The organism is Streptomyces sp. NPDC015242 (assembly GCF_043079125.1).
Taxonomy (GTDB): Bacteria; Actinomycetota; Actinomycetes; order Streptomycetales; family Streptomycetaceae; genus Streptomyces.
Genome location: NZ_JBIBUF010000001.1, coordinates 121,273 through 146,366, shown reverse-complemented (window position 1 = coordinate 146,366; position 25,094 = coordinate 121,273). Strand labels below are relative to the sequence as shown.

At 73.4% G+C, this 25,094-nt stretch carries 25 protein-coding genes; 12 read left to right on the top strand and 13 right to left on the bottom strand.

The window, feature by feature from the left end:
• Window positions 1-9: 9 nt before the first annotated feature.
• The 4 genes from ACF07N_RS00730 to ACF07N_RS00715 all read left to right on the top strand — a co-directional run bounded on the left by ACF07N_RS00730 (window position 10) and on the right by ACF07N_RS00715 (window position 3,297).
• Window positions 10-738 carry a type 1 glutamine amidotransferase gene (locus ACF07N_RS00730; RefSeq protein WP_392106618.1) on the top strand — a complete coding sequence of 243 codons (729 nt, stop codon included), beginning with the start codon at window positions 10-12 and terminating at the stop codon, window positions 736-738.
• 202 nt (window positions 739-940) lie between these two features.
• Window positions 941-1,966, top strand: coding sequence for a 6-phosphofructokinase (locus tag ACF07N_RS00725; RefSeq protein WP_383332757.1), 1,026 nt, complete (start codon window positions 941-943; stop codon window positions 1,964-1,966).
• 111 nt (window positions 1,967-2,077) lie between these two features.
• On the top strand, window positions 2,078-3,028 hold the full coding sequence (locus tag ACF07N_RS00720; protein WP_392106615.1) for a cytochrome c oxidase assembly protein: 951 nt from the start codon (window positions 2,078-2,080) through the stop codon (window positions 3,026-3,028).
• An 80-nt stretch (window positions 3,029-3,108) separates the two neighbouring features.
• Window positions 3,109-3,297, top strand: a complete 189-nt coding sequence (locus ACF07N_RS00715) for a hypothetical protein (RefSeq protein WP_383332761.1) — start codon at window positions 3,109-3,111, stop codon at window positions 3,295-3,297.
• A gap of 4 nt (window positions 3,298-3,301) precedes the next feature.
• Here the strand turns inward: ACF07N_RS00715 and ACF07N_RS00710 are convergent, their stop codons facing one another.
• The 4 genes from ACF07N_RS00710 to ACF07N_RS00695 are packed head-to-tail and all read right to left on the bottom strand — an operon-like array spanning window position 3,302 to window position 7,352.
• Complete coding sequence (locus ACF07N_RS00710) at window positions 3,302-4,516, bottom strand: sensor histidine kinase (RefSeq protein WP_392106612.1); 1,215 nt, start codon at window positions 4,514-4,516, stop codon at window positions 3,302-3,304.
• Window positions 4,513-6,228 carry a cation acetate symporter gene (locus ACF07N_RS00705; RefSeq protein ID WP_392106609.1) on the bottom strand — a complete coding sequence of 572 codons (1,716 nt, stop codon included), beginning with the start codon at window positions 6,226-6,228 and terminating at the stop codon, window positions 4,513-4,515. Before ACF07N_RS00705 ends, ACF07N_RS00710 begins: the two co-directional genes overlap by 4 nt.
• Before the next feature lie 12 nt (window positions 6,229-6,240).
• Window positions 6,241-6,600 (bottom strand): hypothetical protein, encoded by a 360-nt coding sequence (locus tag ACF07N_RS00700; protein ID WP_383333035.1) that lies wholly within the window; start codon window positions 6,598-6,600, stop codon window positions 6,241-6,243.
• Window positions 6,601-6,602: 2 nt separating this feature from the next.
• A complete protein-coding gene (locus ACF07N_RS00695) occupies window positions 6,603-7,352 on the bottom strand; it encodes a LytR/AlgR family response regulator transcription factor (protein WP_383332767.1) in 750 nt (249 codons plus the stop codon).
• 121 nt (window positions 7,353-7,473) lie between these two features.
• On the opposite strand from ACF07N_RS00695, the gene ACF07N_RS00690 reads away from it, so the two are divergent.
• The 5 genes from ACF07N_RS00690 (at window position 7,474) to ACF07N_RS00670 (ending at window position 14,095) form a co-directional block, all read left to right on the top strand.
• Window positions 7,474-7,962, top strand: coding sequence for an Lrp/AsnC family transcriptional regulator (locus ACF07N_RS00690; protein ID WP_383332769.1), 489 nt, complete (start codon window positions 7,474-7,476; stop codon window positions 7,960-7,962).
• Window positions 7,963-8,116: 154 nt separating this feature from the next.
• A complete protein-coding gene (gene ddaH, locus ACF07N_RS00685) occupies window positions 8,117-8,938 on the top strand; it encodes a dimethylargininase (RefSeq protein WP_392106604.1) in 822 nt (273 codons plus the stop codon).
• Window positions 8,935-10,188 (top strand): ornithine--oxo-acid transaminase, encoded by a 1,254-nt coding sequence (gene rocD, locus ACF07N_RS00680; protein ID WP_392106602.1) that lies wholly within the window; start codon window positions 8,935-8,937, stop codon window positions 10,186-10,188. The genes ddaH and rocD overlap by 4 nt, the downstream gene beginning before the upstream one ends.
• A gap of 141 nt (window positions 10,189-10,329) precedes the next feature.
• Complete coding sequence (locus ACF07N_RS00675) at window positions 10,330-12,789, top strand: SpoIIE family protein phosphatase (protein ID WP_392106599.1); 2,460 nt, start codon at window positions 10,330-10,332, stop codon at window positions 12,787-12,789.
• Between the two features lie 67 nt (window positions 12,790-12,856).
• Window positions 12,857-14,095 carry a PP2C family protein-serine/threonine phosphatase gene (locus ACF07N_RS00670; RefSeq protein WP_392106596.1) on the top strand — a complete coding sequence of 413 codons (1,239 nt, stop codon included), beginning with the start codon at window positions 12,857-12,859 and terminating at the stop codon, window positions 14,093-14,095.
• A gap of 1 nt (window position 14,096) precedes the next feature.
• Here the strand turns inward: ACF07N_RS00670 and ACF07N_RS00665 are convergent, their stop codons facing one another.
• Window positions 14,097-14,552 (bottom strand): RpiB/LacA/LacB family sugar-phosphate isomerase, encoded by a 456-nt coding sequence (locus ACF07N_RS00665; RefSeq protein ID WP_383332777.1) that lies wholly within the window; start codon window positions 14,550-14,552, stop codon window positions 14,097-14,099.
• Between the two features lie 321 nt (window positions 14,553-14,873).
• On the opposite strand from ACF07N_RS00665, the gene ACF07N_RS00660 reads away from it, so the two are divergent.
• Window positions 14,874-15,590, top strand: a complete 717-nt coding sequence (locus ACF07N_RS00660) for a lysophospholipid acyltransferase family protein (protein WP_392106593.1) — start codon at window positions 14,874-14,876, stop codon at window positions 15,588-15,590.
• Window positions 15,591-15,648: 58 nt separating this feature from the next.
• The gene (locus ACF07N_RS00655) at window positions 15,649-16,683 is read left to right on the top strand and encodes an NAD-dependent epimerase/dehydratase family protein (RefSeq protein WP_392106591.1); all 1,035 of its coding nucleotides are present in this window, start codon (window positions 15,649-15,651) and stop codon (window positions 16,681-16,683) included.
• 90 nt (window positions 16,684-16,773) lie between these two features.
• On the opposite strand, the gene ACF07N_RS00650 is transcribed toward ACF07N_RS00655, so the two are convergent.
• The 8 genes from ACF07N_RS00650 to ACF07N_RS00615 form a co-directional block, all read right to left on the bottom strand.
• Entirely contained in the window at window positions 16,774-18,375 is a 1,602-nt protein-coding gene (locus ACF07N_RS00650; protein WP_392106588.1) for an alpha/beta hydrolase, read from the bottom strand.
• Window positions 18,376-18,505: 130 nt separating this feature from the next.
• The gene (locus tag ACF07N_RS00645) at window positions 18,506-19,306 is read right to left on the bottom strand and encodes an urease accessory protein UreD (protein ID WP_392106585.1); all 801 of its coding nucleotides are present in this window, start codon (window positions 19,304-19,306) and stop codon (window positions 18,506-18,508) included.
• Window positions 19,270-19,947 (bottom strand): urease accessory protein UreG, encoded by a 678-nt coding sequence (gene ureG, locus ACF07N_RS00640; protein ID WP_383332787.1) that lies wholly within the window; start codon window positions 19,945-19,947, stop codon window positions 19,270-19,272. Before ureG ends, ACF07N_RS00645 begins: the two co-directional genes overlap by 37 nt.
• A gap of 129 nt (window positions 19,948-20,076) precedes the next feature.
• Entirely contained in the window at window positions 20,077-20,751 is a 675-nt protein-coding gene (locus tag ACF07N_RS00635) for an urease accessory protein UreF (RefSeq protein ID WP_383332789.1), read from the bottom strand.
• 13 nt (window positions 20,752-20,764) lie between these two features.
• Window positions 20,765-22,486 (bottom strand): urease subunit alpha, encoded by a 1,722-nt coding sequence (locus ACF07N_RS00630; protein ID WP_392106580.1) that lies wholly within the window; start codon window positions 22,484-22,486, stop codon window positions 20,765-20,767.
• Window positions 22,479-22,790: an urease subunit beta gene (locus ACF07N_RS00625; RefSeq protein ID WP_392106577.1), complete on the bottom strand. Its 312-nt coding sequence runs from the start codon at window positions 22,788-22,790 to the stop codon at window positions 22,479-22,481. The genes ACF07N_RS00630 and ACF07N_RS00625 overlap by 8 nt, the downstream gene beginning before the upstream one ends.
• A gap of 10 nt (window positions 22,791-22,800) precedes the next feature.
• Window positions 22,801-23,103, bottom strand: coding sequence for an urease subunit gamma (locus ACF07N_RS00620; RefSeq protein ID WP_010041087.1), 303 nt, complete (start codon window positions 23,101-23,103; stop codon window positions 22,801-22,803).
• 113 nt (window positions 23,104-23,216) lie between these two features.
• On the bottom strand, window positions 23,217-23,864 hold the full coding sequence (locus ACF07N_RS00615; RefSeq protein WP_392106572.1) for a TetR/AcrR family transcriptional regulator: 648 nt from the start codon (window positions 23,862-23,864) through the stop codon (window positions 23,217-23,219).
• 135 nt (window positions 23,865-23,999) lie between these two features.
• Between ACF07N_RS00615 and ACF07N_RS00610 the strand changes: the two genes are divergently transcribed.
• Window positions 24,000-24,995, top strand: coding sequence for an ABC transporter permease (locus tag ACF07N_RS00610; RefSeq protein ID WP_392106569.1), 996 nt, complete (start codon window positions 24,000-24,002; stop codon window positions 24,993-24,995).
• The last annotated feature ends 99 nt before the right edge of the window (window positions 24,996-25,094 follow it).

Here is a 25,094-nt window from a genome sequence, read left to right as displayed (position 1 = left end):
GGGACTTTTGTGAGCGACAACCAACTGCGCATCGTCTGGATCTATCCCGACCTGCTCAGCACCTACGGCGACCAGGGCAACGTCCTCGTCGTGGAGCGCCGGGCGCGGCAGCGCCGCCTGGACGTGGCCCGGCTGGACGTGCGCAGCGACCAGCCGATCCCGACCTCCGGGGACATCTACCTGATCGGCGGCGGCGAGGACCGGCCGCAGCGGCTCGCGGCCGAGCGGCTGCGCCGGGACGGCGGTCTGACCCGGGCCGTGGAGAACGGCGCCATCGTGTTCTCCGTGTGTGCCGGCTACCAGATCCTCGGCCACGAGTTCATCAACGACCTCGGCCAGCGCGAGCCCGGGCTGGGGCTGCTGGACGTGGTCTCGGTGCGCGGCGAGGGCGCGCGGTGCGTCGGTGACGTGCTCGGCGACGTCGACCCGCGCCTCGGCCTGCCCCCGCTGACCGGCTTCGAGAACCACCAGGGCGTCACCCACCTCGGCCCCACCGCCCGCCCGCTCGCCCAGGTCCGCTTCGGCAACGGCAACGGCACGGGCGACGGCACGGAGGGCGCGTACAACGACACGGTCTTCGGCACGTACATGCACGGGCCGGTGCTCGCGCGCAACCCGCTGATCGCGGACCTGCTGCTGAAGCTGGCCCTCGACGTCAACGCGCTGCCGCCGACCGACGACCACTGGTACGAGGCGCTGCGCAACGAGCGCATCGCCGCTGCTCAGCAGCCCGCGTAGGCACAGCGCCGCAGCGTGCCCGGGGCGCGCGTCAACCTGCTGGTCAACAGCCCGTATGACGGCCCGTCCGCACAGGTGAGCGGGGTCGTCCAGCAGGCGGACGCGTGCTTCGGTCCGGCCCCCCGGAGCCGCTAGGGTGGCGGGGATTCCAGCCGGACGACGCGGTCCGGTCCAGGCCCACGTCGATAAGGTTTCTCGGGCTATGCGCATTGGTGTCCTCACGTCCGGCGGCGACTGCCCCGGCCTGAACGCCGTCATCCGGTCCGTCGTGCACCGCGCCGTCGTCGACCACGGCGACGAGGTCATCGGCTTCCGGGACGGCTGGAAGGGCCTCCTGGAGTGCGACTACCTCAAGCTCGACCTCGACGCGGTGGGCGGCATCCTCGCCCGCGGCGGCACGATTCTCGGTTCCTCCCGGGTCCAGCCCTCGCATCTGCGGGACGGTGTGGAGCGGGCCAGGGGCCATGTCCAGGAGCTGGGTCTCGACGCGATCATCCCGATCGGCGGCGAGGGCACGCTCAAGGCCGCGCGGCTGATGTCGGACAGCGGCCTGCCCGTGGTGGGTGTGCCGAAGACGATCGACAACGACATCGCGGTCACGGACGTCACCTTCGGCTTCGACACGGCCGTCGGAGTGGCGACCGAGGCGCTGGACCGTCTGAAGACCACGGCCGAGTCCCACCAGCGGGTCCTCGTGGTGGAGGTCATGGGCCGGCACACCGGCTGGATCGCGCTGCACTCCGGCATGGCGGCCGGTGCGCACGCCATCGTGGTGCCCGAGCGGCCCTTCGACATAGAGGAGCTGACCCGGCGGGTCGGTGAGCGGTTCGAGGCGGGCAAGCGCTTCGCGATCGTGGTCGCGGCGGAGGGGGCCAAGCCCCGGGCCGGGACGATGGAGTTCGACGAGGGCGGCAAGGACATCTACGGGCACGAGCGGTTCGCGGGCGTCGCGCGGCAGCTGTCGGTGGAGCTGGAGCGGCGGCTGGGCAAGGAAGCGCGGCCGGTGATCCTGGGGCACGTGCAGCGCGGCGGTACGCCCACCGCCTACGACCGGGTGCTGGCCACGCGGTTCGGCTGGCACGCGGTGGAGGCCGTGCACCGGGGTGAGTTCGGGCAGATGACCGCGCTGCGCGGGACCGACATCGTGATGGTGCCGCTGGCGGAGGCCGTGGAGACGCTGAAGACCGTGCCGGACGAGCGGTACGAGGAGGCGGAGACCGTTCTCTGAGGGTGCCGCGCCTGTGGAACCTCGCCCCCGGTCACCTGTGTGGCCGGGGGCGGTTCTACTCTTGTGGGCGGACAACTTGCTGCACACCCCCACGAAACAGGAGCCGGCGGAATGGATCACAGCGGGCACGGCATGACCATGGATCTGCCGCCGTTCACGCTGGGGCGAGGTCTGGAGTGGTCGGCGGACCCGTTCTTCCTCGTCGCCTGCCTGGCGGGGCTGGCCCTGTACGGCTGGGGCGTCGTGCGGCTGGTGCGGCGCGGGGACAAGTGGCCGGTGGGCCGGACCGTCGCCTACACGCTGGGCGTGCTGAGCATCATGCTCATGATGTGCACCCGCCTGAACGACTACGGCATGGTCATGTTCAGCGTGCACATGGTGCAGCACATGGTGATCAGCATGGTCTCGCCGATCCTGATCCTGCTCGGGGCGCCGATCACGCTGGCGCTGCGGGCGCTGCCGACGGCGGGCCGGGGCCGCAAGGGGCCGCGTGAGCTGCTGCTGATGTTCCTGCACAGCCGGTACATGCGGATCGTCACGCATCCGGCCTTCACCATCCCGCTGTTCATCGCGAGCCTGTACGGGCTGTACTTCACCCCGATCTTCGACACCCTGATGGGTTCCCGGGTGGGGCACATCGCGATGATGGTGCACTTCCTCGCCGTCGGCCTGGTGTTCTTCTGGCCGATCATGGGCGTGGACCCGGGCCCGCACCGGCCGGGCTACCTGATGCGGATGCTGGAGCTGTTCGCGGGCATGCCGTTCCACGCGTTCTTCGGCATCGCGCTGATGATGGCGTCCCAGCCGATGGTCGCGACCTTCGAGAACCCGCCCGCCTCCCTCGGCATCGAGGCGCTGTCCGACCAGAACGCGGCGGGCGGCATCGCCTGGGCGTTCAGCGAGGTCCCGTCCGTGCTGGTGCTGATCGCGCTGCTGTTCCAGTGGTACGGCTCCGAGCAGCGGCAGGCCAGGCGCACGGACCGGGCCGCCGACCGGGACGGCGACAAGGAGCTGGAGGCGTACAACGCCTATCTGGCCTCGCTGAACACGCAGGGGCGCTGAAACCGGCTCGCGCAGGGACGGTGCGCGCCGGGCGTCGGCCGGGCACCATGGAGGGACCGGACCACGAGGAGGGTGTCGCGATGCCCGGTTCCACGCACGGTTCCAGCGGTGACAACGGGACGAAGACCATGGGGGCGCTCACCATGGGCGGCCTCGTCGTGGTGACGGCCTACACGGTGGCGCTCGGCAGCAACGGCTGGCTGTGGTTCGGCTGGGTCGTCCTGGGCCTGATCACCCTGGGGATGGTGGTCACCACACGCAGCACCTGACGGCTCACTCCCGGGTCAGCCGGCCCGCCGAGTGCACGCCCGGCTGGTACTTCGGGAGCCGGACGGTGATCTTCATGCCGGCGCCGACCGCGGTCTCGATGACGAGGCCGTGGTCGTCGCCGTAGACCTGGCGGAGCCGGTCGTCGACGTTGGACAGGCCGATGCCGCCCGAGGGGCTGGCCTCGCGGGCGAGGATGCGGCGCAGCAGTTCCGGGTCCATGCCCGCGCCGTCGTCCTCGATGACGACCAGGGCCTCGGCCCCCGCGTCCTGCGCGGTGATCTGGATGCGGCACGTGCCGGAGGAGACGGCCTTGCCCTCCAGGCCGTGCTTGACGGCGTTCTCGACCAGCGGTTGCAGGCACAGGAACGGCAGGGCCACGGGCAGCACCTCCGGGGCTATTTGCAGGGTGACCGAGAGGCGCTCCCCGAAGCGTGCCCGGACCAGGGCCAGGTAGTGGTCGATGGCGTGCAGCTCGTCGGCGAGGGTGGTGAAGTCGCCGTGCCGGCGGAACGAGTAGCGGGTGAAGTCGGCGAACTCCAGCAGCAGCTCGCGGGCGCGCTCGGGGTCGGTGCGGACGAAGCTCGCGATCACCGCGAGCGAGTTGAAGATGAAGTGGGGGGAGATCTGGGCGCGCAGCGCCTTGATCTCGGCCTCGATCAGGCGGGTGCGCGACTGGTCGAGGTCGGCCAGCTCCAGCTGCACGGAGACCCAGCGGGCGACCTCGCCGGCGGCCCGGACCAGCACGGCGGACTCGCGGGGCGCGCAGGCGACCAGGGCGCCGTGCACCCGGTCGTCGACGGTGAGCGGGGCGACGACCGCCCAGCGCACCGAGCAGTCCAGGCGGTCGCAGGTGAGCCGGAAGGCCTCGCCGCGGCCGGTGTCCAGGGGGCCCGCGAGGCGCTCCATGATCTCGGTGCGGTGGTGGGCGCCGTCGCCGTCCCAGACCAGGACCTGTGCCCGGTCGGTGAGGCAGAGGGCGTCCGTGCCGAGCAGGGAGCGCAGTTTGCGGGCGGACTTGCGGGCGGTCTCCTCGGTCAGCCCGGCACGCAGCGGGGGCGCGGCGAGGGAGGCGGTGTGCAGGGTCTCGAAGGTGGCGTGCTCGACGGGGGTGCCCAGACCGGCGAGGCTCTTGGCCCGGGCGGTACGCCGGCCGAGCCAGACGCCGAGCGCCAGGACCGGGAGCACGGCGACGCACAGGCCCGCGAGGAAGTCGCTCATGCCGTCGCCTCCGTGCGCAGTTCCTCGGGCAGGTGGAAGCGGGCCAGGACCGCGGCCGTGCCCGGCGGGACGCGGCCGGGGGTGGCGAGGGACACCAGGATCATGGTGAGGAAGCCCAGCGGCACCGACCACAGGGCGGGCCAGGCCAGCAGGGCGTGCAGGGCGGCGCCCTCACCCGGGTAGCCCGCCATGGTCGCGGCGACCGCCAGCAGGGCGGAGCCGCCCCCGACGAGCATCCCGGCGGCGGCGCCGGGCGGGGTCAGCCGCCGCCACCAGATGCCCAGGACGAGCAGCGGGCAGAACGAGGACGCCGACACGGCGAAGGCGAGCCCGACCGCGTCGGCGACCGGGAGCCCGCCGACCAGGACGCTCGCCACGAGGGGCACGGACATGGCCAGGACCGTCCCGAGCCGGAAGTGCCGCACGCCCCGGGAGGGCAGCACGTCCTGGGTGAGGACGCCCGCCACCGCCATGGTCAGGCCCGAGGCCGTGGACAGGAACGCGGCGAAGGCGCCGCCCGCGACCAGGGCGCCGAGAAGATCGCCGCCCACTCCCCCGATCATCCTGTCGGGCAGCAGCAGGACGGCTGCGTCGGGGTCCCCGGTGAGAGTCAGTTCCGGGGCGTAGAGGCGGCCCAGGGCGCCGTAGACGGGGGGCAGGAGGTAGAAGGCGCCGATCAGGCCGAGCACCGCGACGGTGGTGCGGCGGGCGGCGACGCCGTGCGGGCTGGTGTAGAAGCGGACCACGACGTGGGGCAGGCCCATGGTGCCGAGGAACGTGGCGAGGATCAGCCCGTAGGTGGCGTACAGGGGGCGTTCCGCGCGGCTCTCGGCCTGCGACGGGGACAGGTCGCCGGCGCCTTCCCGTTCGGCCTCCGGCACGGGCGCTCCGGCGGCGAAGGTGAGGCGGGTGCCGCCTTCGATGTGGTGGATGCCGGCGGGCAGGTTCAGGCGGGCCGCGGTGTGGGTGCGGCCGTCGACGGTGCCGGTGACCGTGACGCTCAGGGGGCGCTCCAGCTTCAGGTCGACGCTGTCGTCGACGCGGACGGCCCGCTGCTCACGGAAGGTGGCCGGTTCGTCGAAGGCGTGCCGCGGGGCGCCGTCGCTCTGCCAGGCGAGGACCAGGAAGAGGGCGGGGACGAGCAGCGCGGTGAGCTTCAGCCAGTACTGGAAGGCCTGGACGAAGGTGATGCTGCGCATGCCGCCGGCGGCGACGGTCGCGGTGACGACGACGGCGACGGTCACGCCGCCCAGCCAGTCGGGCGCCCCGGTCAGCACGGTCAGGGTGAGGCCGGCGCCCTGGAGCTGGGGCAGCAGGTACAGCCAGCCGACGCCGACGACGAAGGCCCCGGCGAGCCGCCGCACGGCCTGGGAGGCGAGGCGGGCCTCGGCGAAGTCGGGCAGTGTGTAGGCGCCGGAGCGGCGCAGGGGCGCGGCGACGAAGAGCAGCAGGAGGAGATACCCGGCGGTGTAGCCGACCGGGTACCAGAGCATGTCCGGGCCCTGGACCAGGACCAGGCCCGCTATGCCGAGGAAGGAGGCGGCGGAGAGGTACTCGCCGCTGATGGCGGCGGCGTTCAGGCGGGGCCCGACCGTGCGGGAGGCCACGTAGAAGTCGGAGGTGGTGCGGGAGATGCGCAGGCCGAAGGCGCCGACCAGGACCGTGGCGACGACGACCAGGGCGACGGCGGGGACGGCGTAGCTGGAGTTCATGGGCGTGCGGGGTCAGCGGTCCTCGACGAGACGGACGAAGTCGCGCTCGTTGCGCTCGGCGCGCCGGACGTACCAGCGGGCGAGCAGGACCAGGGGCAGGTAGAGGCCGAAGCCGAGCACGGCCCACTCCAGGCGGCGGGCGCCGGGCAGGGCCGCGAAGAGCAGCGGGAGCGGCCCGACGAGCAGGCCGAGGACCGCGAACACGGTGAGGGCGGCGCGCAGCTGGGTGCGCATCAGGGAGCGGACGTAGGTGTGGCCGAGGGTGGTCTGCTCGTCGATCTCGGTGCGCGGGCGGTAGTAGCCCGAGGCCCTGCGGGTGCGGCGGGGCGGGCCGGTGACGACGACGCGGCGTTCGGCGTGGTCCTGGGGCACCGTCACGGCCTCCTCATCAGCAGGTCGCGCAGTTCGCGGGTGTGACGGCGGCTGACCTGGAGTTCCTCGCCGCCGACGAGGACGCTGACGGTGCCGGCGTCCAGGCGCAGCTCGCCGATGTGGCGCAGGGCGACGAGGTGGCGGCGGTGGATGCGGACGAAGCCGCGCGAGCGCCAGCGCTCCTCCAGGGTGGACAGCGGGATGCGGACCAGGTGGCTGCCCTTGTCGGTGTGCAGGCGGGCGTAGTCGCCCTGGGCCTCGACGTGGGTGATGTCGTCGACGGCGACGAAGCGGGTCACGCCGCCCAGCTCGACGGGTATGTGGTCCGGGTCGGGCTCGCTCACGGGTATGCGCGGGGTGGCGCCGCGCAGTTCGGCGGCTCGGCGGACGGCCTCGGCGAGGCGTTCCTTGCGGACCGGTTTGAGCACGTAGTCGACGGCCTTGAGGTCGAAGGCCTGCACGGCGAAGTCCTCGTGGGCGGTGACGAACACGACGAGCGGCGGCCGGGCGAACCCGGTCAGCAGCCGGGCCAGGTCGAGCCCGTCGAGGCCCGGCATCTGGATGTCGAGGAAGACGACGTCGATGGCCTCGGGTCCGCCCGGGCCGGACTCCAGGGCGCGGTTGATGCGGCGCAGCGCCTCGGTCGCGTCGCCGGCGCCCTCCGCGCTGCCGACGCGGGGGTCGGCCCGCAGCAGGTAGAGCAGCTCCTCCAGCGAGGGGCGTTCGTCGTCGACAGCCAGGGCGCGCAGCATGAACGTGGAGTGTAGGGGCGATCCGCACGTCTGGACACGTGCCGGGGGAACGTTCGCCGCGCCCCTCGCCGGCGCGGGGCGCGGGCCGGAGGGCCGGAGGGCCGGTGGCTACAGTGCCCGCATGAGCAGCAGGTCCACGGCGTTCGACGAACTCGACCGGAAGATCGTCACCGCACTGATGGCCAACGCCCGGACGTCGTTCGCGGAGATCGGCACCGCGATCGGGCTGTCGGCCACCGCGGTCAAGCGCCGGGTCGACCGGCTGCGGGAGACGGGCGTGATCACCGGGTTCACGGCGACCGTCAAGCCGTCGGCGCTGGGCTGGCGCACGGAGGCCTACGTCGAGGTGTACTGCGAGGGCGCCGCGCCGCCGCGGCGGCTGGCCGAGGTGGTGCGCGACTATCCGGAGATCGCCGCGGCGATGACCGTGACCGGCGGCGCCGACGCGCTGCTGCACGTGCGGGCGCGGGACGTGGAGCACTTCGAGGAGGTGCTGGAGCGGATCCGGCAGGAGCCGTTCATCCGCAAGACGATCAGCGTGATGGTGCTGTCCCATCTGCTGCCGGAGAGCCCGGAGGCGGGGGTCACCCATCCGGCGCCCGAGGAGTAGGAGAGGCGGCGCAGCAGACGTGCGCTGACCGGCCGCATGACGCAGCGATCCTGCGTGAACGCGCAAGCTTTGTTTCTTGTCGTCCCCCACCGTCAGTTCCTACCGTTGTGTCAACCCCCAGTCACACACCGTGAGGAAGCGGAGGGACCCCTTCGTGCCCGACTCCCGTGTGCCGCGCCGGCGGCGCTACCTCGTCTGCGAACCCAGACACTTCGCCGTGCAGTACGCGATCAACCCCTGGATGCACCCCGACGAACCCGTCGACGTGATCCGGGCCCTGGACCAGTGGCAGGCACTGGTCGACACCTACCGTGCCCACGGCCATACCGTGGAGAGTGTGAAGCCCGTTCATGGACTGCCCGACATGGTCTTCGCCGCGAACGCGGCGGTCGTCGTCGAGGGGCGTGTCTTCGGCTCCCTCTTCCACGCGCCGGAGCGCCGCCCGGAGTCCGTGCCGTACGAGGCGTGGTTCAAGACCGAGGGATACGAGGTCTACCACCCCGAGTCGGTCTGCGAGGGCGAGGGCGACCTGGTGCCCGCCGGGCGCTGGATCCTCGCCGGCACGGGCTTCCGCACGACCCGGGAGGCCCACGCCGAGGCGCAGGAGTTCTTCGGGTTGCCGGTGATCGCCCTGACGCTGGTGGACCCGTACTTCTACCACCTGGACACGGCGCTGTTCGTCCTCGACGAGGAGAACATCGCCTACTACCCCGAGGCGTTCTCGCCGGGCAGTCGTGAGGTGCTGGCCCGGCTGTACCCGGACGCGGTGCTCGCCACCCGCGGGGACGCGATGGCGTTCGGGCTGAACTCCGTCTCCGACGGGCGCCACGTCTTCATCTCACCCGGGGCGACTGACCTGGCGGGGCAGCTGGCCGGCCGCGGTTACGTCCCCGTCCCCGTCGACCTGTCCGAGTTCCGCAAGGCCGGGGGCGGCATCAAGTGCTGCACCCAGGAGATCCGGGAGAACCGCTCATGACCGCACCCGTCACCACCCGTGACCCGCAGGAGAACCACGGCCCGCGGGGCGGCCGCGGCTCCGAGGAGCTCATCCGGGCGGAGGAGCCGGTGCTCGCGCACAACTACCATCCGCTGCCCGTGGTCGTCGCCCGCGCCGAGGGCACCTGGGTGGAGGACGTGGAGGGCCGCCGCTACCTCGACATGCTGGCCGGCTACTCGGCGCTCAACTTCGGCCACCGGCACCCGGCGCTGATCGAGGCGGCCCACCGCCAGCTCGACCGGCTGACCCTGACCTCGCGGGCCTTCCACAACGACCGGCTCGCGGAGTTCGCCGAGCGGCTGGCCGCGCTGACCGGGCAGGACATGGTGCTGCCCATGAACACCGGCGCGGAGGCGGTGGAGAGCGGGGTGAAGGTGGCCCGCAAGTGGGCTTACGACGTCAAGGGCGTCCCGGCCGACCGGGCCACGATCGTGGTGGCCGCGGACAACTTCCACGGCCGTACGACGACGATCGTCAGCTTCTCCACGGACGAGACCGCCCGGACCGGCTTCGGGCCGTTCACCCCGGGGTTCCGGATCGTGCCGTACAACGACCTGGCCGCGCTGGAGGCGGCCGTCGACGAGACGACGGCGGCGGTGCTGATCGAGCCGATCCAGGGCGAGGCCGGGGTGATCGTCCCGGACGACGGCTACCTGGCCGGCGTGCGTGAGCTGACCCGGCGGGAGGGCTGCCTGTTCGTCGCGGACGAGATCCAGTCCGGGCTGGGGCGCACGGGCAGCACCCTGGCCGTCGAGCACGAGTCGGTGGTGCCGGACGTGGTGCTGCTGGGCAAGGCGCTGGGCGGCGGCATCGTGCCGGTGTCGGCGGTGGTCGGGCGGCGGGACGTGCTCGGGGTGCTGCACCCGGGCGAGCACGGCTCGACGTTCGGCGGCAACCCGCTGGCGGCCGCGGTCGGCACGGCGGTCGTCGAACTGCTGGAGACGGGCGAGTTCCAGCGCCGCGCGGCCGAACTGGGCGTCATCCTGCGCGAGGGTCTGGCGGGCCTGGTCGGCAAGGGCGTGGTCGGCTTCCGCTCGCGCGGCCTGTGGGCGGGCGTCGACGTCGACCCCGCGCTCGGCACCGGCCGCGAGATCAGCGAGCGCCTCATGCGCGAGGGGGTCCTCGTGAAGGACACCCACGGGTCGACGATCCGCCTGGCACCGCCGCTGACCATCACCGGCGAGGAGCTCCGGGGGGCGCTCGGGGCGCTGGAGAAGGTCCTCGGATAAGGGGCCCGGGCGGGGGCCGGGCGAGCGGCCGGCCGGCCCCCGCCGCCCCGACCGGCCCCGCCCGAGCCGCCGCCGGTCACCGGAAGGGTGAAGATGGGGGCAAGAGGTGGTAGACCACTCTCAGCGACAGAGAGGTCGGCCGTGGGCGCAGACGAGGAGTACGGCACTGCCCGGCAGCAGTTCGACGTGGCCGACGCGGCGCCCCTGCTGCTCGATCCGCGGGGCGTGGTGACGGGCTGGACGGACGGCGCCCGGCGCCTGCTGGCGTACCCGGCGGCCGAGGCGGTGGGCAGGAAGCTCGCCGACCTGCTGGTCGCCGAGGACGCGCAGCGGGTGCCCGACCTGGTCGAGCGGTGCGCCAGGGACGGCGGGTGGCAAGGGCTGCTGACGGTCCGCCGCAAGGACGGGCGGCCGGTGCGGGTCGCGGCCCGGATCGCCCCGGCCGAGGAGGCCCGCGGCGGCTCGCGCTGGCTGCTGCTGCTGTCGGAGCTGGCCGGCGCGCCGGGCTGGGACATGAGCCGCGCGGTACTGGAGCGGATGGTCTCCGACGCCCCGGTCGGCATCGCGATCGTGGACACGGATCTGCGGTTCGTGTGGTCCAACGCCGCTCTGGAGCAGTTCGGCGGCGGGCCGGCCCCGAGCCGGCTCGGGCTGCGGTTCGCGGACGTCCAGCCGGGCCTGGACGCCCAGGCGGTCGAGGCGCAGATGCGGCACGTGCTGGAGACCGGCGAGGCGGTCGTCGGCTACGAGCACGTGGGGCACCTGCGGTCCGCGCCCCTGCGGGAGACGGCGCACATGCTCTCCTTCACCCGGCTCGAGGACGACCGGGGCAACCCGATCGGCGTCTACTACACGGTCGTCGACATGACCGAGCGGCACCGGGCCCGGCAGCGGCTGGCGCTGCTCGACCGGGCCGGTGAGAACATCGGCCGGAGCCTGGACCTCATGCGCACCGCGCAGGAGCTGGCCGACGTGGCGGTGCCGGGACTGGCCGACTTCGCCTCCGTGGACCTGCTGGAGACGGTGCTGCGCGGCGGCGAGCTGACGCCCGGGCCGCTGCCGGACACGGCGGAGCCGGTGGCGTTGCGCCGCGCGGGCCACCGGTCGGCGGACGACGACCTGCCGGCCGTGGTCGTCGCCGTCGGTGACGTGGCGACCTATCCGGCCGGGTCGCCCCCGGTCCGCTGCCTCACGTCGGGCCGGTCCTGGCGCGCGGAACGGCTCGACCCGTCGGCCCGGGACTGGACGACCGACGCCCCGGGCGGCCGGCGGGCCACCTTCCGGGAACTGGGGCTGCACAGTGTGATGACCGTGCCGATCCGGTCGCGGGGCACCACCCTGGGCCTCACCAGCTTCTTCCGCCACATTCACCGGGAACCCTTCGACGCGGAGGACCTGCGCCTGGCGGAGGACCTCGTCGCCCGCGCGGCCGTCTGCCTGGACAACGCCCATCGCTACACCCGCGAGCGCGACGCCGCGCTCGTCCTGCAGCGCAGTCTGCTGCCGCGCCGGCTGCCCGAGCAGGACGCCGTCGAGGTGGCCGCCTGCTACCGGCCGGCGGACGAGCTGACCGGCCTCGGCGGCGACTGGTACGACCTCATCCCGCTCTCCGGGGCGCGGGTCGCGCTCGTCGTGGGCGAGGTGCCCGGGCACGGCATCGACGCCGCGGCCGCCATGGGACAGCTGCGGACCGCCGTGCGGACCCTGGCGGCGCTGGACCTGCCGCCCGAGGAGGTGCTGGCCCACCTGGACGACTTGGTGGCGCGAGCGGCCCGGGAGCAGGGGGCCGAGCCGGGGGCGTCGGACGCCGGCGGCGGGCAGTCCGTGGGTGCGGGCTGCCTGTACGCCGTCTACGACCCGGTCGACGGCGGGTGCGCGATGGCCGCGGCGGGCCAGCCGGCCCCGGCGGTCGTGCGGCCGGACGGTTCCGTCACGTTCGTCGAGCTGCCGCAGGGCCCGGCGCTCGGCGTGGGCGGCCCGCCCTTCGAGGCGGTGGAGCTGACCCTCGAGGAGGGCAGCACGCTGGCCCTGCACACCGACGGGCTGCTGGCCCGGGCCGAGACGTGGGCCGTCGACACCGGCCGGGAGCGGCTGCGCCGGGCGCTGGAGGATGCGGGTCCGCTCGACGCGTACTGCCGGACCGTGGTCGACGCGCTGGTCCCGGCCCGCCCGTACGACGACGTGGCGCTGCTGATGGCCCGGACGAAACGTCTCGGCAGCGAGCAGGTGGCCGCCTGGGAGCTGCGCTGTGATCCGGCCGTCGTCGCCGACGCCCGCCGCACGGCCACCCGGCAGCTGGTGCTCTGGGGCCTGGACGAGCTGGTCTTCACCACGGAGCTGGTGGTGAGCGAGCTGGTCACCAACGCCATCCGGTACACCGAAGGCCCGATCCGGCTCCGGCTGATCCGCGAGCGCGCTTTGGTGTGCGAGGTCTTCGACGGTGGCGCCACCGCGCCCCATCTGCGCCACCCCCGGACCACGGACGAGGGCGGCCGCGGGCTGCTGCTGGTCTCCCAGCTCACCCAGCGGTGGGGCACGCGGTTCATCCCCGACGGCAAGATCATCTGGGCTGAGCAGCCGCTGGCGGGCTCCTCCGAATGACACCCGGGTGACGTTCCCCCATACCGTGCGAAACTGGTGTGATCCCGGCGTTGGTGAGGCGGCGGCCATGACGGATGCGGCGATCGACTACGCGGCGGTGTTCGAGTCCCTGCCCGGCATGGTGGCGCTCCTGACGCCGGAGCTGGTGTACGCGGACGTGAACGAGGAGTTCGTCCGCGGCACCGGCCGCTCGCGTGAGCAACTGGTCGGCCGCCACGTGTTCGACGTCTTCCCGGACAACCCCGACGACCCGGCCGCGACGGGCATGCGCAACCTGCAGGCCTCGCTGTACCGCGTCCTGGCCACCGGTGAGCGCGACGCGATGGCGCTGCAGCGCTACGACATCCAGGACCCGGAGCGGCCCGGGGAGTGGGAGGAGCGCTACTGGAGTCCGGTGAACGCGCCGGTCCTCGGCCCCGACGGGAAGGTGGCGCTGATCGTGCACCGCGTCGAGGAGGTCACCGAGCTGATCAGGGCCCGGGACCGCGCCGGAGGCCGTGACGGCCGCGCGCGGGTGCTGGAGGCGGAGCTGTACACCCGCGCCCGTGAGCTCCAGGAGCTCAACGAGCGGCTGCGGCGGGCGCACTCCCGGGACCGGGAGGTGGCGCTGGCGCTGCAGGAGGCGATGCTGCCCGCCCGGCGCGAGGTCAACCACCTCCACCGGGCGGCGGTCCGCTACCGCCCGGCCGTGGGCGCGCTCAACGTCTGCGGGGACTGGTACGACCTGGTCGACCTGGTCGGCGGGCGCCGGATCGGCGTGTCCGTGGGCGACGTCGTGGGACACGGCCTGGCGGCGGCCGGCGTCATGGGTCAGCTGCGCAGCGCGCTCAGCGCGGCCTCCCGGGTCGCCGCGGGGCCGGCGCAGGCGCTGGACGTGCTGGGGCGCTATGCCCACGTCGTCGACGGGGCGGAGTCGGCCACGGCGGTGACGACCTTCATCGACTTCGACCGGCGCACCATCACCTACAGCAGCGCGGGGCACCTGCCGCCCGTGCTGATGGACCCGGACGGCCGTACGCAGTTCCTCGACCGGGCCACGGACACGCCGCTGGACGCCCGGCCCGATCCGATTCCCCGGCCGCAGGCCGAGACCGTGTTCACGCCGGGGGCGACACTGGTGCTGTACACCGACGGCCTGGTCGAACGGCGCCGCGAGGACATCGACGCGGGTCTGGACCGGCTCGCCGACGCGCTGCGCCGCCACCGCGACCAGGATCCCGAGACCCTCGCCGACACCGTCCTGCTGGAACTGCTGCCGTCCGGCGGCGCCACGGACGACACGGCCCTGATCATCGTGCGGCTGTGAGTCACATCCGGTTCTTGCCGTGGTCGAGCAGGCGCACCCGGTCCACGTTCTGCCGGTCCTCGGCGTCCGTGCTGGGCACTCCCCCGAACCAGGCGTCGAGGATCTCCTGCAGCAGCGGCTCGGACGTCAGCCGCAGGCTGAGCGCCAGCACGTTGGCGTCGTTCCAGCGACGGGCCCCGTCCGCCGTGTAGGCGTCCGTGCACAGGGCGGCCCGGACACCGGGCACCTTGTTCGCGGCGATCGAGGCACCGGTGCCGGTCCAGCAGCACACCACGGCCTGGTCGGCCGTCCCGTCGGCGACCTCGCGGGCCGCGGCCTCGGAGCACACCGCCCACTGCGGGTCGTCCCCGGGGAGCAGCGCGCCGTGCGGGAGCACCTCGTGCCCCCGGTCGCGCAGCGCGGCCACGAGGGAGCGGGCGACGGGCTCGTCCATGTCCGAGGAAACAGAGATGCGCATGCCTCGCAGGTTACTCGGCCGGGCCGCACGAGCCGGCGACCGGACGGGCCGCCCCCGGATCCGGTCATGCCCGCCCGTCCGGCTTGCCGGTCACCCGTGCGGAGCAGCACCCTGGTCCCGCGATGCTCCCCGGCCGCACGCGCACCACAAGGAATCACCCGCCTGACTGACCGTCAGTCAAACCGTGAAGGATCGGCGCGGCCCCGTCGCACGAGGTGCCCGGCACCTGCCCCTGCACCTACACTGGCACCCCACGACATGCCGGTTGACCTGCTGGAACGCGGCGGTTGAGCCCACCGCGAGAGTCGAGGAGCACCCGCTTTGTTCTACTACCTGCTGAAATACGTGCTGCTGGGTCCGCTGCTGAGACTGGTCTTCCGGCCGCGAATAGAGGGCCTGGAGCACGTCCCGGCGGAGGGCGCCGCGATCATCGCCGGCAATCATCTGTCGTTCTCGGACCACTTCCTGATGCCGGCGATCCTGAAACGGCGCATCACCTTCCTCGCGAAGGCCGAGTACTTCACGGGTCCGGGCGTCAAGGGCCGCCTGACGGCCTTCTTCTTCCGCAGCGCGGGGCAGATCCCGGTCGACCGCTCCGGCAAGGACGCGGGCCAGGCGGCGATCCGCGAGGGCCTCGGCGTCCTGTCCAAGGGCGAGTTGCTCGGCATCTACCCGGAGGGCACCCGCTCGCACGACGGCCGGCTCTACAAGGGCAAGGTCGGTGTCGCGGTGATGGCCCTCAAGGCCGGTGTCCCGGTCGTGCCCTGCGCGATGATCGGCACCTTCGAGGCCCAGCCGCCCGGCAAGGTGATCCCCAACATCCACCCCGTCATGATCCGCTTCGGCGAGCCCCTCGACTTCTCCCGCTACGCGGGGATGGAGAACGAGAAGGCCGTCCTGCGCGCCATCACCGACGAGATCATGTACGCGATCCTCTCGCTGTCCGAGCAGGAGTACGTCGACCAGTACGCGGCCGTGGTGAAGGCCGAGGAGGCCGCCGCGAGGGAGCGCAGGTTCCCGCGCCTGCCGCGGCGGTGACCTCTGCCGTCGGCAGAAGACGTTCCGTGGGCCCGGCGGGACGCCCTACGGTCGCGGCATGAGACGTGCTGTGGTGATCGGAGCGGGCGGGCAGATCGGCCGGCCGGCGGTGGCGGCGCTCGCCCGGGACGGCTGGGCCGTGACGGCCGCCTCGCGCGGCGGCGGCCGGGACGAGGACTGGCCCGGTGAGGTACGCGCGGAGCGGCTGGACCGGGAGGACGACGCGGCCCTGGGGGCGCTGATCGGCGACGGCTGCGACCTCGTCGTCGACATCGTCGCCTACGGCGCGCGGCACGCGCGGCAGTTGACCGCCCTCGCCGGCCGCATCGGCTCGGCGGTGGTGGTCTCCACGGTGTCGGTGTACGAGGACGGCGAGGGCCGGGGCTTCGACACGATGGGCGAGCCGGGCGGCCTCCCGCGCTATCCGGTGCCGATCACCGAGGACCAGCCGACGGTCGCGCCGGGTGAGGGCACGTACAGCACCGGCAAGGCCGCGCTGGAGCGGGAACTCCTGGCCGCGGGCGACCGGTTGCCGACGACGCTGCTGCGCGCGGGCGCGGTCCACGGCCCGCACAGCCCGCTCCCCCGCGAGCTGTACTTCGTGAAGCGGAACCTCGACGGCCGCCGCCGCAGGGTGCTGGCCTTCCGTGGTGAGAGCCTGTTCCACACCGCGGCCGCCCGCAACATCGCCGAGCTCGTCCGGCTGGCGGCGGCCCGGCCGGGCTCCCGGGTCCTCAACGCCTGTGATCCCGAGCCGCCGACGGTCGCGCGGATCGGGGCGGCGATCGACGCGGTGATGGGAGTGCGCACGGAGACCGTCCTGCTCGACGGGCCTGCCCCGTCGCCGTCCGTGGGCAGCTCGCCCTGGTCGGTGGAGCGGCCCGTGGTGTGCGACATGTCCGCGGCCGGACGGGAGCTGGGCTACCGGCCGGTCGTGTCCTACGCCGGCAGCCTCCCGGAGACCGTCGACGAGCTGACCCGCCGGCTGGCCGGGCGCGACTGGCGGGAGGCGTTCCCCTCCCTCGCGCGGATCTACCCGGACCTCTTCGACTACGCGGCGGAGGACGCCTGGCTCGCCGGGCGCCGTGCGTGAACGGAGGGCGGGAGCGGTGCCGGGGCGGCCGGGGGCGGAAAGGGTGAGGGCGGCCGGTTCCCCGGCCGCCCTCACCGCCGTACGGTGTGCCTACGGCTTCGGCGTCGCGTGCGGCGCGCAGGTCACGTCCGCGCCGTCCAGCTCACCGGTGAGCAGGTAGCTGTCCACCCGGGAGTTGATGCACGGGTTGGCCAGACCGGTGACGCCGTGGGAGCCGGCGTCCTTCTCGGTGATCAGGCGCGATCCCTTGAACCGCTGGTGCAGTTCGACGGCACCCTCGTACGGGGTGGCCGCGTCGCGCTCGGCCTGCACGATCAGCACCGGCGGCAGGCCCTTGCCGGTCTTCACGTCCAGCGGCGTCTGCTGCTTGACCGGCCAGGTCGCGCAGGGCAGGTTCATCCAGGCGTTGGCCCAGGTCATGAACGGGTGGTCCCGGTGCAGCCGCGTGTTGTCGCGGTCCCACCGCTGCCAGCTCGTGGGCCACTTGGCGTCGGCGCACTCCACGGCCGTGTACACGGCGTTGCCGTTCTCGGAGGCGGCGTTGCCCGCGGTGTCCGACGGGTCGGGGGCGGCCGCGTCGATCAGCGCCTGGGTGTCCCCGGCGACGTACTTGCTGAACACCGAGGCGATCGGGGCCCACTGAGAGTCGTAGTACGGGGCGCTCTGGAAGAAGGAGATCAGCTCGGCCGGTCCGACGACCCCGCCGAGCGGGCTCTTCTTCGCGGTGGCGCGCAGCTTCAGCCACTGCTCCTGGACCTCGGCGCGGGTGTCGCCCAGGTGGTAGGTCGCGTCGTTCTTCGCGACCCAGTCCTGCCAGTCCCTCCAGCGGCCCTCGAAGGCGACGTCCTGGTCCAGGTTGGCCTGGTACCAGATCTTCTCGCGCGAGGGGTTGACGACGCTGTCCACGACCATGCGGCGCACATGGCCCGGGAACAGCGTGCCGTAGACGGCGCCGAGGTAGGTGCCGTAGGAGACGCCGAGGAAGTTGAGCTTCTTCTCGCCGAGGGCGGCGCGGATGACGTCCAGGTCGCGCGCGGTGTTCGGCGTGGTCATGTGCGGCAGCATCCAGCCGCTGCGCTCGTGGCAGCCCTCTGCGTACTCGCGGGCCAGCTTGCGCTGGGCGAGCTTGTCGGCCTCCGAGTCGGGCACCGGGTCCATCTTGGGCGCCTTGACGAACTCCTGCGGGTCGACGCAGGAGATGGGCGTGGACTTGCCGACGCCGCGCGGGTCGAAGCCCACGAAGTCGTACGCCTTGGCCGCGTTGGCCCAGATCGGGTTCTTGCTCGTGACCCGGGCCGGGAAGCGCAGTCCGGAGCCGCCGGGGCCGCCGGGGTTGTAGACGAGCGCGCCCTGCCGCTCGTCCTTGGTGCCGGTGTTGCCGATCCGGTCGACGGCGAGCTTGATCTGCTTGCCGTACGGCTTGGCGTAGTCGAGCGGCACGGTGACGTACCCGCACTGGATCGGCTTGGCCAGGTTCCAGTCGGCGGGGCAGTCCTGCCAGTCGATGCCGGACTTCGCTGCCCGGTCTGCGGCGATCGCGACGCCGCGCGCCTCGCGGTCCCGGCCCGGGCCGCTGCCCGCGCTGGCGTTCGCCGTGGGCGCGGCGACGGCGCCGGCTATCAGCGTGGCCGTGACGAGCGCGCCGGCCGAACCGAGCGCCGCCACCCGCCTCTTCGGTTGCGTACCCCTCAAGGGGGACCTCCCCGTGCTCAGTTGCGATCAGTACGGGGGATCCTCGCGGGTGCGAGGTGCCGGAGAACAGGGGGCGGTGGTCTATTTTGCCAATCCGATAAACGGAGAAGCGCGTCTGCTCTACGGACGGCTACGCGAGACGGTCCAGCGCCTCGTCGAGCAGCCGCCGCAGCCGGAGGGCGTCCGGGGCCACCGCGGACACCAGCGCGGCGGGCCCGGCGAGCGGCAGCAGACAGGCCCCCTCCCCCAGGGGCAGGACCGTCACCGGTTCGGCGGCGAACTCGGGTCGTACGACCACGAGTTGTCCCACCGCCCGGTGCCCCGCCAGCACGGCGGGTCCGTCCCAGCCGCCCGGCGCGCCGGGACCGCACGCCAGTTCCTGGTCGAGCACCACCCGCCCGTCGACCCGCACGGTCAGACGGCTCGTCAGCCGTCCCGGTCCCTCACCGGACCGTCCGAGCACATGTTCCTCGCGCAGGACGAGCCGGGCCGTGGCGGCGAGGTCGACGCGCGTCGTGACGTACAGGTCGCTGCCGTGGACGGAGATCAACTGCTCGGGCAGCCAGTGCAGTTCCGCGCGGTCGGCGACATGGAGCCGGACGTCGTAGCGTGCCTCGCCCTTCGCCTGCCCGGGCAGCGCGAGGGTGGCGGCGGCCGATCCGACGGACAGCCGCGCGTCCTCCTGCACCCGGGCCTCCACGGTGAAGTGGTCGCCGCCGAGCGGTCCGCTCATCGCACCGACCAGCATGACCCGCGCCTCGCCGCCGCCGGACCGGGTGCGCCGCAGCGCCAGGGGCCCGTCGCTCTCCAGCACGGGCAGGCTGGTGCCGCCCCGCCCGTCGTCCCGGGCCAGGATCCTGGCGACGGACCGCACGCCCGCGGAGCCGCCCACGCTCAGGCCGCCCAGGCGGCGAGCCGCTCGCGTACCCACGCGGCGACGTCGGCCACTCCGGCCTCGCTGCGCAACGACTGCAGGACGACCGGCAGTTCCGCCCGCTGCGCCTTGGCGTCGGCGGCCATGCGGGCCAGGTCGGATCCGACGTACGGGGCGAGGTCGGTCTTGTTGACGACCAGCAGGTCGGCGGTGGTGACCCCCGGTCCGCCCTTGCGCGGGATGTCGTCGCCACCGGCCACGTCGATCACGAAGATCTGCGCGTCGACGAGCCCCTTGGAGAAGGTCGCGGTGAGGTTGTCCCCGCCGGACTCCACGAGGATCAGGTCCAGCGGGCCGACCGCGTCCTCCAGGTCCTCCACCGCCTCCAGGTTGGCGGAGATGTCGTCCCGGATGGCGGTGTGCGGGCAGGCCCCGGTCTCGACGGCGGTGATCCGCTCGGGCGGCAGGACGGCCTCGCGCAGCAGGAACTCGGCGTCCTCCCGGGTGTAGATGTCGTTGGTGACGACGGCGAGCGACAACTCGTCACGCAGGGCCCGGCACAGTGCGGCGACCGTGGCGGTCTTCCCCGAGCCCACGGGGCCGCCGAGGCCGATCCGCAGGGCACGGCGGCTGCCGTCGGGGCGGTGTGCGTCGGCACCGACGGCGGAGGGGCCGTCGTGGTGATGGTCGAGGTGCATGTGCGGCTCCTGGTGGGGCGGGCCCGGGAGTGCGGGCGATCGGGTACGGGGTGGCGGGGCTTGCCGCGGGAGGTGGTGGGCGGGGGCCGGTCGCGCCGTTCCCCGCGCCCTTGAGGGTCGGCCGGGTCATTACGAGGCGAACAGCCGTACGGGCCACCCCGCATGCGCCTCCGCCCCGATCTCCAGCAGGGGCGCGGACGCGGCGGGCAGCGCGTCGACGCCCTCGTCGACGACCCGGCGTGCCGCCTCCACCGCCCGGTCCGCGACCCGGTCCATCTCGGGCGCAAGCCGGGCGAGCACGCCGGTGGCGTCGAAGGGGTCCAGGCTCAGCAGCCGCACCGTCGCGGTGGCCGGCCCGCTCACGCTCTCGTACGCGGCGCAGTAGGCCGCGTCCACCGGCCCCAGGCCTGCCGCGCGCGCCGCCAGGCCGAGGACCACCGGCTGATGCGCTCCCTTGGGGAACTCGCGTCCGAGCGCGTCCAGTTCGGCGGACGGCCAGGTGGTGCGCGCGGCCCGCGTGAGCTGCCGTCCGAGCTTGCGCGCGGCGGCCCGCAGCGCGGGCGAGGGGGTGCGGGCGTCCGCCGCGCCGTCCAGCGCGACGGGGTCGATGCCGAGCGCCGCGGCCGCCGCGAGGGACGCCGACACCAGCCCGGCCGTGTGCAGCCGCCCCCGGCAGAACGCCGCCAGGCTCGCCGCGCCGCTGATCCGCCCGGCCTTGACGGCCTCCTCGGCCCCGCCCGAGTGCGCGTGGCCTCCGGCGGGGAACCGGCCGTCGGCCAGGACGAGCAGTGCCGCCCGTGACATCGCGACCTCGCCTTCAGAAGAGGAAGTAGCGCTGCGCCATGGGCAGCTCGGCCGCGGGCGTCGCCTCGACGAGCTCCCCGTCGATGTGCACGGCGAAGCTGTCGGGGTCGACGCGCACCTCGGGCCGCGCGTCGTTCTCGCGCATGTCGGCCTTGGTGACCGAGCGGGTCGACTCGATGGCCACGAAGCGCTTGCCGAGCGCGAGACGCTCCGGGAGCCCGTCCTCGACGGCCAGCGGCGCGACGAAGTTGACGGAGTTGGCCGCGGGGGCCCGGCCGGTCGCGCCGTACATCGGCCGCGGCAGGACCGGCTGCGGGGTCGGGATGGAGGCGTTCGCGTCGCCCATCTGCGCGTACGCGATCTGCCCGCCCTTGACGACCAGGAGCGGCTTGACGCCGAAGAACGCGGGCTCCCACAGCACCAGGTCGGCCAGCTTGCCGCTCTCCACCGACCCGATCTCGCGGGCGAGGCCCTGCGCGAGCGCGGGGTTGATCGTGTACTTGGCGACGTAGCGGCGCACCCGGTGGTTGTCGGCCCGTCCGTCACCGGGCAGGGCGCCGCGCCGGCGCTTCATCACGTGGGCGGTCTGCCAGGTGCGCAGGACGACCTCGCCGACGCGGCCCATCGCCTGCGAGTCGGAGGAGATGATGGAGATCGCGCCGAGGTCGTGCAGCACGTCCTCCGCGCCGATGGTGGAGGGGCGGATCCGGGACTCGGCGAACGCCAGGTCCTCCGGCACGGCCGGGTTGAGGTGGTGGCACACCATCAGCATGTCGAGGTGTTCCTCGGCGGTGTTGACGGTGAAGGGCCGGGTCGGATTGGTGGAGCTGGGCAGCACGTGGGACTCGGAGACGACGGTCATGATGTCCGGCGCGTGCCCGCCGCCCGCGCCCTCGGTGTGGTACGCGTGGATGCCCCGTCCGGCGATGGCGGCGAGGGTGTCGCCGACGAACCCGGCCTCGTTGAGGGTGTCCGTGTGGATGGCGACCTGGATGCCCGTCTGCTCGGCGACGGTCAGCGAGGCGTCGATGACGGCCGGGGTGGAGCCCCAGTCCTCGTGCAGTTTCAGGCCGAGCGCCCCGCCCCGGATCTGCGACAGCATCGCCTCGTGGGAGACGGTGTTGCCCTTGCCGAGGAACCCGATGTTGAGCGGGTAGGCCTCCATGGCCTCCAGCATCCGGGCCAGATGCCAGGGGCCGGGGGTCACGGTGGTCGCCTTGGAGCCCTCGGCCGGGCCGGTGCCGCCGCCGACCAGGGTCGTGACGCCCGACGCCAGGGCCTCGTCCGCGATCTGCGGGCAGATGAAATGGACGTGCGCGTCGATGGCACCGGCCGTGAGGATCCGCCCGTTGCCCGCGATGATCTCGGTCTCCGGGCCGATGACCAGGTCCGGGTGGACGCCGTCCATCGTGTCGGGGTTCCCGGCCTTGCCGATGCCGGTGATCCGCCCGTCGCGGATGCCGACGTCGGCCTTGACGATCCCCCAGTGGTCGATGATCACCGCGCCGGTGATCACGGTGTCCGGGGTGCCCTCCGCGCGCGTGGCGCGGGACTGGCCCATGGACTCGCGGATGACCTTGCCGCCGCCGAACACGGCCTCGTCACCGGCGCGTCCGGGACCGCCGGAGCGGTCCTCCTCGATCTCCACCAGCAGATCGGTGTCGGCGAGCCGGATCCGGTCACCGGTGGTCGGGCCGAACAGGTCGGCGTAGGCGGCACGCGAGATCTCAGGCATCGAGGGCACCTCCGGTCTCCCCGCGCAGACCGGGCACGACACGGGCGCCGGCGAGCGGAACGAGTTCGACGTCGACGGGGATCCCGGGCTCGAAGCGGACGGCCGTGCCGGCGGCGACGTTCAGCCGCTTGCCGCGCGCGGCCGCCCGGTCGAACTCCAGGCCGGGGTTGGCCTCGGCGAAGTGGTAGTGGGAGCCGACCTGGACGGGCCGGTCGGCGGCGTTGAGCACGGTGAGCCGGGTGACCTCGCGGCCCTCGTTGCAGGCGACCGGCTCGTCGGCGAAGAGGATCTCTCCGGGGATCATCGGGGCCTCCTCAGACGATCGGCTCGTGGACGGTGACGAGCTTGGTGCCGTCCGGGAAGGTGGCCTCGACCTGGACGTCGTGGATCATCTCCGGGACCCCCTCCATGACGTCGTCCCGGGTGAGCAACGTGCGGCCGGAGGACATGAGTTCGGCGACGGTACGGCCGTCGCGGGCGCCTTCGAGGATGTGCGACGTGATGAGGGCGACCGCCTCGGGGTGGTTGAGCCTGAGCCCGCGGGCCCGGCGCTTCTCGGCCACGTCGGCCGCCACGTGGATCAGCAGTCGCTCTTGCTCGTGCGGGGTCAGCTGCACGTCCCACCTCACAGTCCTCGCTCCGGACCGTGCGGGGCCCGGTTGCCGCGGCCACGGGGCAAAGTGCCAGGTGGCGTGGGACGGCAGGCTAGTTGGACCGCGTTTCGGGCACGTTAACCACGCTGTGACCCCTCGGGTGCGCTCCGGCCGCCTCCCATGCTCGTCAGCGCCCGCAGACCGTCGCGGAGGACCTCGACCGGGGCCGGTCCGAAGAGGGACTGCTGGGCGATGAAGCCGAGCACGACGGCGATCATCGTGCGGGCCACGTGGTCCGGCTCGACGTCGGGCCGCATCATCCCGGCCCGCTGGTAGCCCTCGACGATCTTCGCCCAGGCCGCACGGACGGAGCCGTAGCCCTCGCGCAGGACGGCCGCCAGCTCCTCGTTGCGCAGGGTCTCCGGCCACACCTGGATGACGAGCCGCGGGAACGCGGGCCTGCCGTCGAGGAGCAGGGACTCGCGGGCGGCGAACACCGTGCCGAGGACGGACGCGACGAGTTCGTCCGGCGGTGGGGGCGGGCTCTGCCGCGAGGCCTCCTCGAAGGCACCGCGCACCGAGCCGAGCACCTCGCCGACGATCGCGCCGATGAGTTCCTCCTTGCCGCTGAAGTAGCGGTAGACCGCCCCCGCGGACAGGCCGACCTCCTTCAGCACGTCCTGCATGGACGTGGCGTGGAAGCCGTTGCGGGCGAAGCAGACCGCGGCGCCGTCGAGGATCTGGCGGCGGCGGGCGTCGAGGTGTTCCTGGGTCACGCGGGCCATGTCCACAAAGTAAAACGAATATTCATTCTTGACAAGGGGCAGCCCGGCGGAGCACGGTGGTGACAAAGCAAAACGAACGATCCTTCTTTTTACCGCCGACTCCCATCAGCCGGTCCGCCGCCCGCAGGAGATCTCATGTCCCACACCCCCGACCGCCGGTTGATCGCGGTCGTCGTCCTCGTGCCCGTCCTCGCGGCCCTCGCCCTGTGGGCCTTCGCCTGGCCGGCCGCCCGTACCGCACCGCGCGACCTGCCGCTCGGCGTCGCCGGCCCGGCCGCCGCGGCGGCCCAGGTGGAGCGGAGGCTGGAGGGGCAGGACGGCGCCTTCGAGATCCACCGCTACGCCGACGAGGCCGCCGCCCGGGACGCCGTCGAGGACCGGACGGTGTACGGCGCGGTCGTCGTCACTCCGCAGGGACCGGTGCTGCTCACCGCCTCCGCCGCGGGACCGGCCGTGGCCCAGCTGCTCCAGCAGGCCGTGGCACGGCAGGCCGCAGCGGACGGCACACGGGTCAGGACGGTCGACGTCGTGGCCACCCCGCCGGGCGATCCGCGGGGCGCCGCGTTCAACGCCTCGGTCCTGCCCCTCGCACTGGCCGGCATCGTGGCGGGCGCGGTCGTCACCGTCCTGGGGCTGCGCGGGCCGCGTGCCGTGGTGGCGCTGCTCGGCGCCTCCGCCCTGGTGGGCCTGGCCGCGGCCGGGATCGCGCACAGCTGGCTCGGGGTCCTCACGGGCGACTGGTGGGCGGAGGCCGCCGTGCTCGGACTGTCGTCCCTGGCCGTCAGCGGCGCCGTCGCCGGACTCGCCGCCCTCACGGGCCCCGCGGGCATCGGGATCGCCGGCGGCGTGGTGATGCTGCTCGGCAACCCCTTCTCCGGCGCGGCGTCGGCACCGCAGCTGCTGCCCGAGCCGGCCGGCGCGATCGGCCAGTGGCTGCCGCCGGGCGCGGGTACGACCCTGCTGCGCTCGGTGGCCTACTTCGACGGCGCGGCGGCGACCGGTCCCGCCCTGACCCTCACCTGGTGGGCGGCCCTGGGGCTGGGCGCGGTCCTGCTCGGTGGTCCACTGCGGGCGCGGAAGCGGGCCCGCGCGTCCGCGGCCGGCACGCGGGAGCTGTCCACCGTCGGCTAGCCGGCACCCCACGAGCCGGGCCGCGGACGCGGCCCGCGCGGGAACGACCGTGCACCCCCGCTGTAGCGGACGGGGGTGCACGGTCCTCCGTCGTGCCGG